13 protein-coding genes are annotated in these 13181 nt (G+C 69.5%); all 13 read left to right on the top strand.

The features are described from left to right. The first annotated feature begins 124 nt into the window (after positions 1-124). The 13 genes from SLUN_RS31855 (at position 125) to SLUN_RS31790 (ending at position 13069) form a co-directional block, all read left to right on the top strand. Positions 125-1030 carry an ABC transporter ATP-binding protein gene (locus tag SLUN_RS31855; RefSeq protein ID WP_108153397.1) on the top strand — a complete coding sequence of 302 codons (906 nt, stop codon included), beginning with the start codon at positions 125-127 and terminating at the stop codon, positions 1028-1030. Beyond that, positions 1027-1797 (top strand): MlaE family ABC transporter permease, encoded by a 771-nt coding sequence (locus SLUN_RS31850; RefSeq protein WP_108153396.1) that lies wholly within the window; start codon positions 1027-1029, stop codon positions 1795-1797. The genes SLUN_RS31855 and SLUN_RS31850 overlap by 4 nt, the downstream gene beginning before the upstream one ends. 23 nt (positions 1798-1820) lie before the next feature. Continuing rightward, positions 1821-2627, top strand: a complete 807-nt coding sequence (locus tag SLUN_RS31845; RefSeq protein ID WP_108153395.1) for an MlaE family ABC transporter permease — start codon at positions 1821-1823, stop codon at positions 2625-2627. A 5-nt stretch (positions 2628-2632) separates the two neighbouring features. Further along, positions 2633-3904 (top strand): MCE family protein, encoded by a 1272-nt coding sequence (locus tag SLUN_RS31840; protein WP_108153394.1) that lies wholly within the window; start codon positions 2633-2635, stop codon positions 3902-3904. Next, positions 3901-4935, top strand: a complete 1035-nt coding sequence (locus SLUN_RS31835) for an MCE family protein (RefSeq protein ID WP_108153393.1) — start codon at positions 3901-3903, stop codon at positions 4933-4935. Before SLUN_RS31840 ends, SLUN_RS31835 begins: the two co-directional genes overlap by 4 nt. Beyond that, on the top strand, positions 4932-5915 hold the full coding sequence (locus SLUN_RS31830) for an MCE family protein (protein ID WP_108153392.1): 984 nt from the start codon (positions 4932-4934) through the stop codon (positions 5913-5915). The genes SLUN_RS31835 and SLUN_RS31830 overlap by 4 nt, the downstream gene beginning before the upstream one ends. A gap of 71 nt (positions 5916-5986) precedes the next feature. Continuing rightward, a complete protein-coding gene (locus SLUN_RS31825; RefSeq protein WP_175313121.1) occupies positions 5987-7135 on the top strand; it encodes an MCE family protein in 1149 nt (382 codons plus the stop codon). Beyond that, positions 7132-8421, top strand: a complete 1290-nt coding sequence (locus SLUN_RS31820) for an MCE family protein (RefSeq protein WP_108153391.1) — start codon at positions 7132-7134, stop codon at positions 8419-8421. Before SLUN_RS31825 ends, SLUN_RS31820 begins: the two co-directional genes overlap by 4 nt. Then, positions 8418-9698: an MCE family protein gene (locus SLUN_RS31815; protein ID WP_108153390.1), complete on the top strand. Its 1281-nt coding sequence runs from the start codon at positions 8418-8420 to the stop codon at positions 9696-9698. Before SLUN_RS31820 ends, SLUN_RS31815 begins: the two co-directional genes overlap by 4 nt. After that, positions 9695-10246: an Rv1363c family protein gene (locus SLUN_RS31810; protein WP_108153389.1), complete on the top strand. Its 552-nt coding sequence runs from the start codon at positions 9695-9697 to the stop codon at positions 10244-10246. The genes SLUN_RS31815 and SLUN_RS31810 overlap by 4 nt, the downstream gene beginning before the upstream one ends. A 49-nt stretch (positions 10247-10295) precedes the next feature. Continuing rightward, positions 10296-11084: a hypothetical protein gene (locus SLUN_RS39655; protein ID WP_159100360.1), complete on the top strand. Its 789-nt coding sequence runs from the start codon at positions 10296-10298 to the stop codon at positions 11082-11084. 199 nt (positions 11085-11283) lie between these two features. After that, a complete protein-coding gene (locus SLUN_RS31795; RefSeq protein ID WP_108153387.1) occupies positions 11284-12144 on the top strand; it encodes a TIM barrel protein in 861 nt (286 codons plus the stop codon). A gap of 34 nt (positions 12145-12178) precedes the next feature. Continuing rightward, positions 12179-13069 carry a 2-hydroxy-3-oxopropionate reductase gene (locus tag SLUN_RS31790; RefSeq protein ID WP_108153386.1) on the top strand — a complete coding sequence of 297 codons (891 nt, stop codon included), beginning with the start codon at positions 12179-12181 and terminating at the stop codon, positions 13067-13069. Positions 13070-13181: the final 112 nt, after the last annotated feature.

The raw sequence follows: 13181 nt of genomic DNA, 5'->3' as shown, positions 1-13181 counted from the left end.
TTCCACCCTGATTCCGCCCTGATTCCGGGCTCGTAAAAAAATCTTCGCCTCGTCGCGACGGACGGGCCGCCCTTCCCCGTAGAGCAGATGTCAGAGCTGCTTTCACGGCGGAAGGGTGAACCGGATGGGTGTCGAGATCTGCGTGGAGGGGCTGACCAAGTCCTTCGGCCACCAGGTCATCTGGCAGGACGTCTCGCTGACGCTGCCGGCCGGGGAGGTCTCGGTGATGCTCGGCCCTTCGGGCACGGGCAAGTCGGTGTTCCTCAAGACGCTCGTCGGGCTGCTCAAGCCGGAACGCGGCTCGATCCGGATCGCGGGCACCGACATCACCCGGCTCCGCGAACACGACCTGTACGAGATACGGAAGCTGTTCGGCGTGCTGTTCCAGGACGGCGCGCTGTTCGGGTCGATGAATCTGTACGACAACATCGCCTTCCCGCTGCGTGAGCACACCCGTAAGCCCGAGAGCGGGATCAGACGGATCGTGCTCGAGAAGATGGACATGGTCGGGCTGATCGGCGCCGAGGAGAAGCTGCCCGGCGAGATATCCGGTGGTATGCGTAAACGGGCCGGGCTGGCGCGGGCCCTGGTGCTGGATCCGGAGATCATTCTGTTCGACGAACCCGACTCGGGTCTCGACCCCGTGCGGGTGGCGTACCTCAACCAGCTGATCGTCGATCTCAACGCGCAGATCGACGCGACCTTTCTCATCGTCACGCACGACATCGCCTCCGCCCGGCAGGTCCCGGACAACATCGGGCTGCTGTTCCGGCGCGAGCTGGTGCTGTTCGGCCCCCGCGAACAGCTGCTGACCAGCGACCAGCCGGTCGTACGGCAGTTCCTGAACGGCCGCATGCAGGGGCCGATCGGCATGGCGGAGGAGAAGGACGCCGCCCAGGTCGAGCAGGAGCTGGCGGGTCTCGACGACACAGCCGGTGCCGTCGTCACCCCGCGCCTGCTGCCGAGCCCGGGGATCGTCCGCCCGCCCCGCTGGGAGTCCATCGCCGAGCGGGAGGGGGCGCACGCATGAGCCTTTCTCCGACTGCGGGTCTGCGGCACACCGGGAGCCTCTTCGCGATGGCGCTGGACGTGCTGCGAACGCTGCCGCGACGACCCTTCCAGATGCGGGAGTTCATCCAGCAGGCCTGGTTCATCGCCAGCGTCACGATCCTCCCCACCGCGCTGGTCTCCATCCCCTTCGGCGCGGTCATCGCGCTGCAGATCGGCAGCCTGACCCGGCAGCTCGGCGCCCAGTCGTTCTCGGGCGCGGCCTCGGTGCTCGCGGTACTGCGGGAGGCCTCCCCAATCGTCACCGCACTGCTGATCGCCGGAGCGGGAGGCACGGCGATCTGCGCGGACCTCGGGGCGCGCAAGATCCGCGAGGAGATCGACGCGATGCAGGTGCTGGGCATCGACCCGATCCACCGGCTGGTCGTGCCGAGAGTGCTGGCCACGATGGTGGTGGCGGTGCTGCTCAACGGACTGGTGTCGGTCGTCGGTGTGGCCGGTGGCTACTTCTTCAACGTGATCCTGCAGAACGGCACGCCGGGCGCGTATCTCGCCTCCTTCACCACCCTCGCGCAGCTGTCGGATCTGTGGGCGGCCGAGCTGAAGGCCCTGGTGTTCGGCGCCATCGCCGCCATCGTCGCCTCGTACAAGGGCCTGACCGCCAAGGGCGGCCCGAAGGGCGTCGGCGACGCGGTGAACCAGTCGGTGGTGATCACCTTCATGTTGCTCTTCGTGACGAACTTCGTGATGACCGCGGTGTACTTCCAAATCGTTCCGCAGAGGGGCTGACCGTGGCGCTCATCAGTCGTTTCATGGGGCTTCCACTCCGCTCCCTGGAGGAGCTCGGCGCCCAGCTGTCCTTCTACGGGCGCTCGCTGGCCTGGACCGGCCGGACTCTGCGCCGCTACAAGAAGGAGATCCTGCGCCTGCTGGCCGAAGTGAGCTTCGGCCGCGGCGCGCTGGCGGTCGTCGGCGGCACCGTCGGCGTCATCGCCTTCCTGTCCTTCTTCACCGGCACCGAGGTCGGCCTGCAGGGGTACGCGGCCCTCAACCAGCTCGGCACGTCCAACTTCGTGGCGTTCCTCTCGGCGTACTTCAACACCCGTGAGATCGCCCCGCTGGTGGCCGGCCTCGCCCTGTCCGCGACGGTCGGGGCCGGGTTCACCGCCCAGCTCGGCGCGATGCGGATCAGCGAGGAGACCGACGCCCTTGAAGTGATGGGCGTTCCCTCGCTGCCGTTCCTGGTGACCACCCGGATGATCGCCGGTTTCGTCGCAGTGATCCCGCTGTACGTGGTCGGGCTGCTGTCCTCGTACTTCGCGGCGCGCACCATCACCACCGGCTACTACGGCCAGTCCGCGGGCACCTACGACCACTACTTCCAGCAGTATCTGCCGCCGGTCGACGTGCTGTGGTCCTTCGGCAAGGTGATCGTCTTCGCCGTCGTGATCATCCTGGTGCACTGCTACTACGGCTACTACGCGAGCGGCGGCCCGGCCGGCGTCGGGGTCGCGGTCGGCCGTGCCGTGCGAACGTCCATCGTCGCCATCAACCTTCTCGACTTCTTCCTCAGCCTGGCGATCTGGGGCGCCAGCACGACCGTACGGATTGCGGGGTAGCGCCGATGCGAATACCAGGACTCCTCCCGACGCGCGGCGCACAACTGCGGCTCTACGGAATCGTCTTCATCGCCTTCATCGCGCTCCTGCTGTCGCTGTCCGTCGCCGTGTACCGGCAGGCGTTCACCACCGTCGTACGGATCACGCTGGAGGCCGACACCCTGGGCAATCAGCTGGATCCGCGGGCCGACGTCAAACTGCGCGGTCTGCTGGTCGGCGAGGTGCGCGAGGTGCGGGCCGACGGCGAGAAGGCGACGCTCGGCATCGCGCTCAAGCCGGAGCACGTCTCCCGGATCCCGGCGGATGTGCATGCCCGGCTGCTGCCCAAGACGCTGTTCGGCGAGAAGTACGTCGACCTGGTGGCACCCCGCGAGCCGTCCGCCCGGCACATCCGCGCCGGGGACGTCATCACCCAGGACCGCACCAGCGTCGGCATCGAGGTGCAGCAGCTGATGAACGATCTGCTGCCGCTGCTGCGGACCGTGCGGCCGGCGGATCTCAACGCCACGCTGTCCGCGTTCTCCACCGCTCTCGAAGGCCGGGGTGACCGGATCGGCGCCAACCTCACGCGCCTGGAGCGCTATCTGAGGGAGCTCAATCCGCATCTGCCGTCCCTCAAGGAGGACATTTCACGGTTCGCCGACGTCGCCGAGGTGTACGGCGACGCGGCCCCCGATCTGATGCGCATCCTGCGGAACTCCGTCACCACGAGCCGCACCCTCGTCGAGCAGCAGGACCAGCTGGCCGCCGCGCTCACGACGACCGCCACCGCCGCCGGAACCGCCGACGCGTTCCTCGACGAGAACGGCGACCGGCTCATCACGCTCGGGCGGGTCTCCCGCCCCACGCTGGCGCTGTTCGCCCGCTACGCACCGGAGTACCCCTGTCTCCTCGACGGCCTGGTGAAGCAGGAGGCGGCGTCCGAAAAGGCCTTCAGAGGCGGGGAGATGCACATCACGCTCGAATTCGTCCGCCCACGATCCGCATACCGACCCGGCGAGGAACCGCGCTATGCAGAGCGCTCAGGACCCGACTGCAGAGGTCTGCCCCACCCCCATGTGCCCGCGCCGGACGTCAAGCTCGATGACGGTACGTCGCGGACGGGCCCGGGCGGTGCCCTGCCCGGCGGGACCCATGTGTCCTCCACGCGGGACGAGCAGCGCGCCATCGGCTCGCTGGTGGCCCCGGTCATGGGAGTCCCCGCCGACCAGGTGCCGGCCGTCGCCACACTGCTGTTCGGCCCGATGGCACGCGGAACGGCGGTGAGTGTCGCATGAGGGTGGGCCGAGCCACAGAGACCGCGGCGCCGCTGGTCAAGTTCCTTCTCTTCGCGGTGGTGACGGTGCTGGCGACGACGTTGCTCGCGGCGACGATCGTCAACATCTCCTTCACCTCGGAGCACACCTACCGCGCGGTGTTCAGCGATGTCACCAGCCTGGAGGAGGGCGACGACATCAGGGTGGCCGGCGTACGGGTCGGGGAGGTCCAGGAGGTCGGCATCAAGGACCGGACGCTGGCCGAGGTCACGTTCAGCGTCAGCGACGATCGCCCGCTGTTCACCACGACCGGCGCCGTCATCCGCTACCGGAGCCTGGTGGGGCAGCGGTACGTCGCGCTGACGGAAGGCGCCGGCAGCGGTGCGCGGCTGAAGCCCGGCGGCAGGATCCCCCTGTCCAGGACCCAGCCCGCACTCGATCTCAACGCGCTGCTCGGCGGGTTCAAGCCGCTGTTCGCGGCGCTGAGCCCGAAGGACGTCAACCAGCTCGCCACCGAGATCATCAAGACCCTGCAGGGCGAGGGCGGGACGGTCAACAGCCTGCTCGCCCACACGGCGTCGCTGACCACCACACTCGCCGGCCGCGACAAGCTGATCGGGTCCGTGATCGACAACCTCAACGAGGTGCTGACGACCGTGGACAAGCGCGGCGCCCGCTTCTCCGCCCTGCTCAAGCAGTTGCAGCGGGTGATATCCGGGCTGTCCGCGGACCGCAAGCCCATCGGCGCGTCGCTGGTGAACATCGGCGCCCTGACCGAGGCCACCTCGGGTCTGCTCGAGGACGCCCGTCCGCCGCTGCGGGACGACATCGCCGAGCTGACCGACCTCACCGGAACGCTGAACGACAACGAGAAGACGGTGGAGGGCGTGCTGAAGCGGCTGCCGAGCAAGCTCAACAAGCTGACGGGGACCGCCTCGTACGGCTCCTGGTTCAACTTCTATCTCTGTGACTTCGACGGCCGGATCGTGCTGCCGAAGACCGAACAGGTCATCACTCCCGAGCTCCATGTCGCCCGGGCGAGGTGCGCATGACTGCCTTCCGTGACCGTAATCCCGCGGTGATCGGGGCCGTCGGCATCGCCACGCTCGCGCTGCTGGCCGCAGCCGCGTTCAATGCCGACAGCCTCCCGGTGATCGGCAGCGGTGACACCTACAGCGCGGCCTTCTCCGAAGCGGGCGGACTGAAGCCCGGCGACGAGGTGAGAATCGCCGGGGTCAAGGTCGGCAAGGTCGACGAGGTCGATCTGGACGGGGACCACGTCAAGGTGACCTTCCGGGTCAAGGGCGACCCGGAGTTCGGCACCAGGACCGGCGCGGCCATCAGGATCAAAACGATCCTGGGCGCGAAGTACCTCGCGCTGCAGCCGAAGGGACGGGGACAGCTACGGCCGGGCAGCGAGATCCCGCTGAACCGGACGGTGGCCGCGTACGACGTCGTGGCGGCGTTCAGCGATCTGACCACGACCACCGAGAAGGTCGACACGGCGCGGCTGGCGACCGCCCTGGACACGATCTCCACCACCTTCGAGGACTCACCCTCCGAGGTCCGGGCGTCGATCAAGGGTCTCTCGAAGATCTCCCGGACGGTGGCCTCCCGCGACCAGGCTCTGCGGGAACTCCTCGACCACGCCAACGGAGTCACCGGGGTGCTCTCCGAGCGCTCCGCCGACTTCGGCGTACTGGTCAAGGACGGCGACAAGCTGTTCAAGGAGATCTACGGGCGGCGGGCGGCGATCCACGCGCTGCTCAAGAGCTCCGCCGCGCTCGGCATCCAGCTCTCCGGCCTGGTCGCGGACAACCGCAAGGAGATCGGCCCGGCGCTCAAGGGCCTGAACGCGGTGGTCACCATGCTCGAACGCAATCAGGCGAGCCTGGACCGGAGCGTCAAGCTGCTCGCGCCCTATGTGCGCGTCTTCACCAACACCCTCGGCAACGGCCGTTGGTTCGACAGCTACATCCAGAACATGGTCGCGCCCACTCCGGTGGCTCCGCGGACTGGAGGCTCACGATGAACGGCCGCTTCGCGCTGAAGGAGCGCCTGGTGCCGAAGGTGCGCTTCCTGCCGACGGGGCGCCTGGTGCCGATGGGGCGCTTCCTGCCGAAGCGACGACTCACGCGTCGCCTGGCGCTGGTCGTCGTGCTGGCGCTCGTCGCCGGAGCGACGGTCGTGTTCTGGCCGCCATCGTCCCCGGTCCGCGTCACGGCGTACTTCCCGCGCACCGTCGGCATCTACCCCGGCTCGGACGTACGGGTCCTCGGTGTCCGTGTCGGCGAGGTCAGGAAGATCACCCCGGAGGGGAAGCGGGTGCGGGTGGAGCTGGAGTACGAGTCCGGCCGCAGGATCCCGGCGGATGCCCGGGCCGCCATCATCAACTCCTCGGTCGTCAGCGACCGTTACGTCCAGCTGCTGCCGGTGTACCGGAGCGGCCCGGCCATGCGGGACGGCGCTGTCATCCCCGAGAGCCGCACGGCCGTACCGGTCGAACTGGACCGCGTCTTCGACAGTCTCCATACGACGGCCGAAGCGCTCGGGCCGCGCGGCGCCAACGCGGACGGTTCGCTGTCCCGGCTGCTCGGCGTGAGCGCGGACAACCTCCAGGGCCAGGGCGGGCAGTTGAACCAGGCGGTCGAGGACCTGTCGCTGGCGGTCACCACACTGTCCGACGGCCGGAAGGACCTGTTCGGCACCGTCCGTAATCTGCAGGTGTTCACCGCTGTGCTGGCGTCCGACGACAGCACGGTCCGGTCGTTCAACAACAGCCTCGCCAAGGTGGCCGGCCAGCTTGCCGGGGAGCGGGGGGACCTCGCGGCGGCGCTGCGGCATCTGGGCCTGGCGCTCCGTGACGTGGCCGACTTCGTGAAGAAGAACAAGAAGGCGCTGACAGCGGACGTCAAGGGCCTCAGCAAGGTCACCAAGGTGCTGGTCACCCAGCGCGCCGCACTCGCGGAGCTGCTCGAGGTCGCCCCCGCCGGGCTGTCGAATCTGCAGAACGCCTACAACCCGTCCTCCGGCACCCTGGACACCCGCAACAACCCGGACCTTTCACAGGATCCGGCCGCGCTGCTGTGCTCCCTGCTCAGGACGACCGGGGACGCCGGAGGAGAGAACCCCGACTGCGGCGAACTCACCAAGCTGTTCGACTCCCTGCCTGAACTGCCGTCGGCCAAGCCCGTGTCGGGCACGGGCTCTCTCGACAGGACACTCGGCGGAATCCTGGAGGCCCGAGCATGAGCGTACGGCGCACGGCCGGGGTGGCGGTGTGGACGGCTGTCGGTTCAGTGCTGCTCACCGGCTGCGAGTTCAACGGCCTGTACGACGTCCGGCTGCCCGGCGGCGCGGCCGCCGACGGCAACGCCTACCGGGTCACCGTCGAGTTCAGGGACGTCCTCGATCTGGTGCCGCAGTCGGCAGTGAAGGTCAACAACGTCACCGTGGGCGCGGTCGAGAAGGTGGAGCTGGTCGGCTGGCACGCCCGGGTACGGCTGCGGGTCGCCGACTCCGTGAAGCTGCCCGGCAACGCGATAGCCGATCTGCGGCAGACCAGCATGCTCGGCGAGAAGTACGTGGCGCTGGCGGCCCCCGCGGACACCGCGCCCGTCGGCAGGCTCTCCGACGGCGCCCGGATCCCGCTGTCCCGCAGCGGACGCAATCCGGAGATCGAGGAGGTGCTGTCCGCACTCTCGGCGCTGCTCAACGGCGGCGGAGTGGCCCAGCTCAAGACGATCACCACGGAGTTGAACAAGGCCCTGGAGGGCCGGGAGAACCGCGTCAAATCCCTGCTCGGCGAGCTGGACACCTTCCTCGGCGGCCTGGACGGCCAGCGCAAGGAGATCATCCGCGCGCTCCAGGGCATCAACCGGCTGGCCGCCCGGCTCGGCGCCGAGAAGAAGACGATCGCCCTGGCCGTCGACACCATGCCGCCGGCTCTGAAAGTGCTGGCCGACCAGCGCCGCAATCTGACCCGGATGCTCACCTCGCTCTCGAAGCTGGGAGTGACGGGCAGCAAGGTGGTCAATGCCTCACGGGACGACCTCGTCGCCAACCTGCGGAGTCTGCGGCCGATCCTGGAACAGCTGAACAAGGCGGGCAGCGATCTGCCCAACGCCCTGGAACTCCTGACGACGTATCCGTTCCCGCGCAATGTCTCGGACGCCATCAAGGGCGACTACGTCAATCTCAAGATCACCGCCGATCTCGATCTGGCGAGCGTCTACGGCAATCTCGCCGACAAGCCCCCAAAGCCCGGCGCCCCCGGAAAGCCCGGGCTCCCGGAGGTCCCCGGGGTTCCCGGCCTCCCGCTGCCCACGTCGCTGCCCAGCACGCCGGGGCTGCCGAAAAAGCCCGGCGCCCCCGCGGTGCCTTCGGACCCGTCGAAGCCTTCGGACGACGACGAGGTGCTGTGCCCGCCGGTGTGCACCAGCAGTTACGCCGTGTACGGGGGCGAGGACGGCGACCGCTACCCGCCCGGGGTCGATCTCGCCCTCGCCGAACTGATGCTGAAGGGGATGCAACCGTGATCACACGTACGGTCAAGGCCCAGTTGCTCGCCTTCGCCACTCTCACCGCCGTCGGCGTCTCGTACGTCGGCGCGCGGTACACCGGGCTGGGCGACAGCCTCTTCGACCGCTCCTACACCGTACGGGCCGACTTCGCCGCTTCCGGGGGCGTGTTCCCGGGCGCCGAAGTCACCTATCGCGGGGTGCCGGTGGGCCGCGTCGGCGAACTGCGGCTGACCGGTTCCGGCGGAGTGTCCGTCGCGCTGGACATCGAGAACGCGTCACGGATCCCGCAGGACAGCCTGGCGGTGGTGGCGAACCGCTCGGCGGTCGGCGAGCAGTACGTCGATCTGCAGCCGCGAGCCGCCGGCGGCCCCTATCTGCGGGACGGCAGCACGATCGCCCGCGGCGACACCCGGGTGCCGTTGCCCACCACGGATCTCATCCTCAGCCTGGACCGGCTGGTCAACTCCGTCGGCAAGGAGGACCTGCGGATCACGGTCGACGAGCTGGGCAAGGCCTTCGCCGGCACCGGTCCGCACCTGAGCCGGCTGGTGGATTCGGGCAACGAGCTCGTCGAGTCGGCGTCGGGCTCGCTGCCGCAGACGATCGCGCTGATCGAGGACTCACGGAGAGTCCTCAGGACACAGGCCGATCAGGGCTCGGCCATCACGTCGTTCTCCCGCGACCTGGCCGACCTCACCGCCGAACTGAAATCGAGCGACGGTGACATCCGCCGAGTCATCGGCTCCGGCGCCCCCGCGGCACAGGAGGTGAACTCGCTGCTGAAGGCCAACAGGCCCCATCTGCCGGTCCTCCTGGGCAATTTGATCAGCGGCGGCCAGATCACGGTGGCGCGGCTGCCCGGCGTCGAGCAGGCCCTGGTCACCTTTCCGGTGGTGGTCGCGGGCAGCTTCACCGTACTCCCGGGCGACGGCACCACCCACTTCGGCATGGTCGCGGGCGCCGACGATCCACCGCCGTGCCGACAGGGCTACGCGACGCAGCGGCGCGACCCCTCGGACACCAGCACACGGCCGGCGAACACCGGGGCGCACTGCGCGGCCCCGCGCGGCGGCGGCACCTCGGTCCGCGGCGCCCAGAACGTCCCTGGCGCCCCGGGATCCGCCGGTTCCGGCGGGGCGGACCCGGTCGCGTACGTCACCCCGTACGACCCGGAGACCGGCACCGCCACCGGCCCGGACGGAACGCCTGTCGAGATCGGCTCGACGGGCGGCGAACAGAGCGTGTTCGGAAAGGACTCGTGGCAATGGATGCTCGTCGGACCTCTGGCATGAGCGGGGGCCTCGTCGCGGGCGCGATACGCCCGCTGCGCCGCCTCGGCGTCAGGCTCATGGACGCTGCCCGCCGCGGCAGGGCGCTGCCCGCGTCACTCGCCGTGGCAACCGCCGTGACAACGGCCCTGTCCGTGTGGCTCAGCCTCCAGGTGTACGAACAGCGCGCGGAGGAACAGCGGCACCAGGACATCCTGGCCGCGGCCCGCCGGTCGGCGCTGAACTTCACCTCGCTCGACCACCGGCACTACGAGCGGGACAGCAAGAACGTCCTGAAGGGTGCCACCGGCGACTTCAAGCAACAGTTCGCGGCGCAGACCGCGGAACTGACGAAGCTGGTCGCCGCGAACAAGTCGGTGTCCGAGGGGCAGGTGCTCGAAGCGGGCATCACCCGTGCCGACGCACGCACCGCCCGCGTCCTGGTGGTGGCCGACAGCAAGGTGACCAACACCGCGGCCCCCCAGGGGCAGGCCCGCACCTACCGGTTGCAGCTCGATCTCGTGTACGAGCGCGGCCGCTGGATGACGTCCGATGTCGAGTTCGTCGGCTGACCGCGCGCCCGAGCACACACCAGTATCACCAGCACTGAGGAGCAAGACCGTGGCGAATCTGACTGGACGAGGCCCCGGCGTCACATCTCCCGGCCGCCGCTCGATGGCCGCGGCGGCCCGCGCGGCCGCCAAGCGCACGGCGACGGGCGTGGTGGAGCCTGAGAAGCCGCGACTGGAGGCACCGGACGACGCGAGCCAGGGGCGGCAGCCGGACGATCAGCAGGCCGGCCCTGTCCTGTACGCCGACGGCGCGGCGGGCGGCGCGGCGGGCGGCGCAGTGGGCGGCGCAGTGGGCGGCGCAGTGGGCGGCGCAGTGGGCGGCGCAGTGGGCGGACGGAGGCGAGGGGCGGTCAGTGCCGTGCTTGCCGTACTGGTCGCGGCCGGGCTGGTCGCGGTCGCGGTGTTCGGGTCGGCGTACCTGGACGGCCGGCAGGCGGACACGGCGCGGGTGCGGGCGCTCGCCGCCGCGCGGAAGGCGGCCCCGGTCGTCCTGAGTTACGACTACCGCCGTCTCGAGAAGGACTTCGCCGCGGCGCGCGGCCATCTCACCGGGTCCTTCCGGGACGAGTACCGCAGGACGACCACGGCGGTGGTGGCGCCGACCGCGAAGAAGTACCAGGGGGTGGTCAGGGCGACGGTGGTGAAGCCGCCGGGCGGCGGTCTGCCGGCGGCCTCGGTGGTGTCGGCCTCGCCGGACAGGGCAGTCGTGCTGCTCTTCGTCAACCAGGTCACCAGGAGCACCCAGATCACGGGAGACCGCGTCGACCTGAACCGGGTGCGGATGACCCTCGCGCTCACGTCCCAGGGCTGGAAGGTGAGCGCCGTCGACGCGCTGTAGCCCGCAGGAGCCCGCACCGCCCGCCGGACACCTCTGAGTGCCTCCCGAGCTGGGACGACAGAAGCCTGGACAGGTCTTCCGTCTCCCCGCCCGGGAGGCCGCTTTTTTGTTTCGGCACTTGACAGTCCTTCCCCACCCCAGGCAGTCTTCCATCAAGCAGAAACTGACTTCCGCAATACGGAAGGAGCGCATACTCCTCATGGCCTCCCTTTTTCGGGACAAGCGCGGCACGGACCAGCGCTTCGATGTAAACCTTTCGATCCTCTTCACGGAACTCCCGCTCCTTGAGCGCCCCGCGGCCGCGGCCGCGGCGGGCTTCACGGCGGTCGAGCTGTGGTGGCCCTGGGTCGAGACCCCCACCCCGCCGCAGGCCGAGCTCGACGCCCTCAAGCAGGCGCTCGACGAGGCCGGCACCCAGCTGGTGGGACTGAACTTCTACGCCGGGCAGCTGCCGGGCCCCGACCGCGGCGCACTCTCCGTGCCCGGCGAGGAGTCCGACCGCTTCCGCGCCAACATCGACGTGGCCGCGGACTTCGCCGCATCGGTGGGCTGCAAGGCGCTCAACGCGCTGTACGGCAACCGCGTCGAGGGCGTCGACCCGCAGGTCCAGGACACCCTCGCCCTGGAGAACCTGGTGCTGGCCGCCCGCGCGGCCGACCGGGTCGGCGCGATCCTGCTGATCGAGACCCTCAACAAGCCGGAGTCCCCGCTCTACCCGCTGGTGAGCGCCCCGTCGGCGATCGAGGTCGTCGACAAGGTCAACGCGGCGACGGGCGTTGGCAACGCCAAGTTCCTCCTCGACCTCTACCACCTGTCGATGAACGGCGAGGACCTCAACGAGGTCATCGCCGCCTACGCCGACAGGACCGGCCACGTCCAGATCGCGGACAACCCGGGCCGTGGCGCGCCGGGCACCGGCGACCTCGACTTCGTCGACCTGCTCGGCCGCCTGAGGAAGGCCGGTTACGACGGCTGGACCGGCCTCGAGTACAAGGCCGGCGACCGCCCGAGCGCGGGCAGCTTCGAGTGGCTCCCCCAGCCGCTGCGTGCGGCCAACTGACTTTACGTACAAGAGTTTTGAGAGAGGCACCCTCATGAGCACCCTCCCCAAGATCGCGTGGATCGGCCTCGGCATCATGGGTTCCCCCATGTCCGAGAACCTGCTGAAGGCGGGCTACGACGTCACGGGCTTCACGCTGGAGCAGGACAAGCTGGACCGCCTGGCCGCGGCCGGCGGCAAGGCCGCCTCCTCGATCGCCGCGGCCGTCGCGGACGCCGATGTCGTCATCACGATGGTGCCCGCCTCCCCGCAGGTCGAGGCGATCGCGTACGGCGCCGACGGCATCCTGGAGAACGCCAAGTCCGGCGCCCTGCTGATCGACATGTCCTCGATCACCCCGCAGACCTCGGTCGACCTCGCCAAGAGGGCCAAGGACAAGGGCATCCGCGTGCTGGACGCCCCGGTGTCCGGCGGCGAGGCCGGCGCCATCGAGGCCGTGCTGTCCATCATGGTCGGCGGCGAGCAGGCCGACTTCGACAGCGCCAAGCCGATCCTCGATGCCCTGGGCAGGACCATCGTGCTGTGCGGCCCGCACGGCTCGGGCCAGACGGTGAAGGCCGCCAACCAGCTGATCGTCGCGGTCAACATCCAGGCCTGTGCCGAGGCCGTGGTCTTCCTGGAGAAGTCCGGCGTGGACCTGGCCGCCGCGCTCGACGTCCTGGGCGGCGGTCTGGCCGGCTCGACCGTGCTGACCCGCAAGAAGGACAACTTCCTCAACCGCGACTTCGCTCCGGGCTTCCGGATCGACCTGCACCACAAGGACATGGGCATCGTCACCGACGCCGCCCGCAATGTCGGCGCCGCGCTGCCCGTCGGCGCGGTCGTCGCCCAGCTGATCGCCTCCCTGCGCGCGCAGGGCGACGGCGGCCTGGACCACTCCGCCCTGCTGCGCTCCGTCGAGCGCCTCTCCGGCCAGCAGGTCTGAGTACCCGAGGCTCACCGCCTCACCCCCTGAACTCCGGGCCGCGGCAGCGCTGACACCTGTCCTGTCGCGCCCAGGCGCTGCCGCTGCCCGGAACCATACACTTCGATTTCAA

The organism is Streptomyces lunaelactis (assembly GCF_003054555.1).
Taxonomy (GTDB): domain Bacteria; phylum Actinomycetota; class Actinomycetes; order Streptomycetales; family Streptomycetaceae; genus Streptomyces; species Streptomyces lunaelactis.
The sequence above is the reverse complement of the archived record's forward strand: the minus strand, read 5'-3'. Positions and strand labels throughout refer to the sequence as shown.

Excerpts from the sequence above, each read along its gene's own strand:
- SLUN_RS31855 (WP_108153397.1), top strand. The coding sequence starts at position 125 with ATGGGTGTCGAGATCTGCGTGGAGGGGCTGACCAAGTCCTTCGGCCAC.
- SLUN_RS31850 (WP_108153396.1), top strand. The coding sequence starts at position 1,027 with ATGAGCCTTTCTCCGACTGCGGGTCTGCGGCACACCGGGAGCCTCTTC.
- SLUN_RS31845 (WP_108153395.1), top strand. The coding sequence starts at position 1,821 with ATGGGGCTTCCACTCCGCTCCCTGGAGGAGCTCGGCGCCCAGCTGTCC.
- SLUN_RS31840 (WP_108153394.1), top strand. The coding sequence starts at position 2,633 with ATGCGAATACCAGGACTCCTCCCGACGCGCGGCGCACAACTGCGGCTC.
- SLUN_RS31835 (WP_108153393.1), top strand. The coding sequence starts at position 3,901 with ATGAGGGTGGGCCGAGCCACAGAGACCGCGGCGCCGCTGGTCAAGTTC.
- SLUN_RS31830 (WP_108153392.1), top strand. The coding sequence starts at position 4,932 with ATGACTGCCTTCCGTGACCGTAATCCCGCGGTGATCGGGGCCGTCGGC.
- SLUN_RS31825 (WP_175313121.1), top strand. The coding sequence starts at position 5,987 with ATGGGGCGCTTCCTGCCGAAGCGACGACTCACGCGTCGCCTGGCGCTG.
- SLUN_RS31820 (WP_108153391.1), top strand. The coding sequence starts at position 7,132 with ATGAGCGTACGGCGCACGGCCGGGGTGGCGGTGTGGACGGCTGTCGGT.
- SLUN_RS31810 (WP_108153389.1), top strand. The coding sequence starts at position 9,695 with ATGAGCGGGGGCCTCGTCGCGGGCGCGATACGCCCGCTGCGCCGCCTC.
- SLUN_RS31795 (WP_108153387.1), top strand. The coding sequence starts at position 11,284 with ATGGCCTCCCTTTTTCGGGACAAGCGCGGCACGGACCAGCGCTTCGAT.
- SLUN_RS31790 (WP_108153386.1), top strand. The coding sequence starts at position 12,179 with ATGAGCACCCTCCCCAAGATCGCGTGGATCGGCCTCGGCATCATGGGT.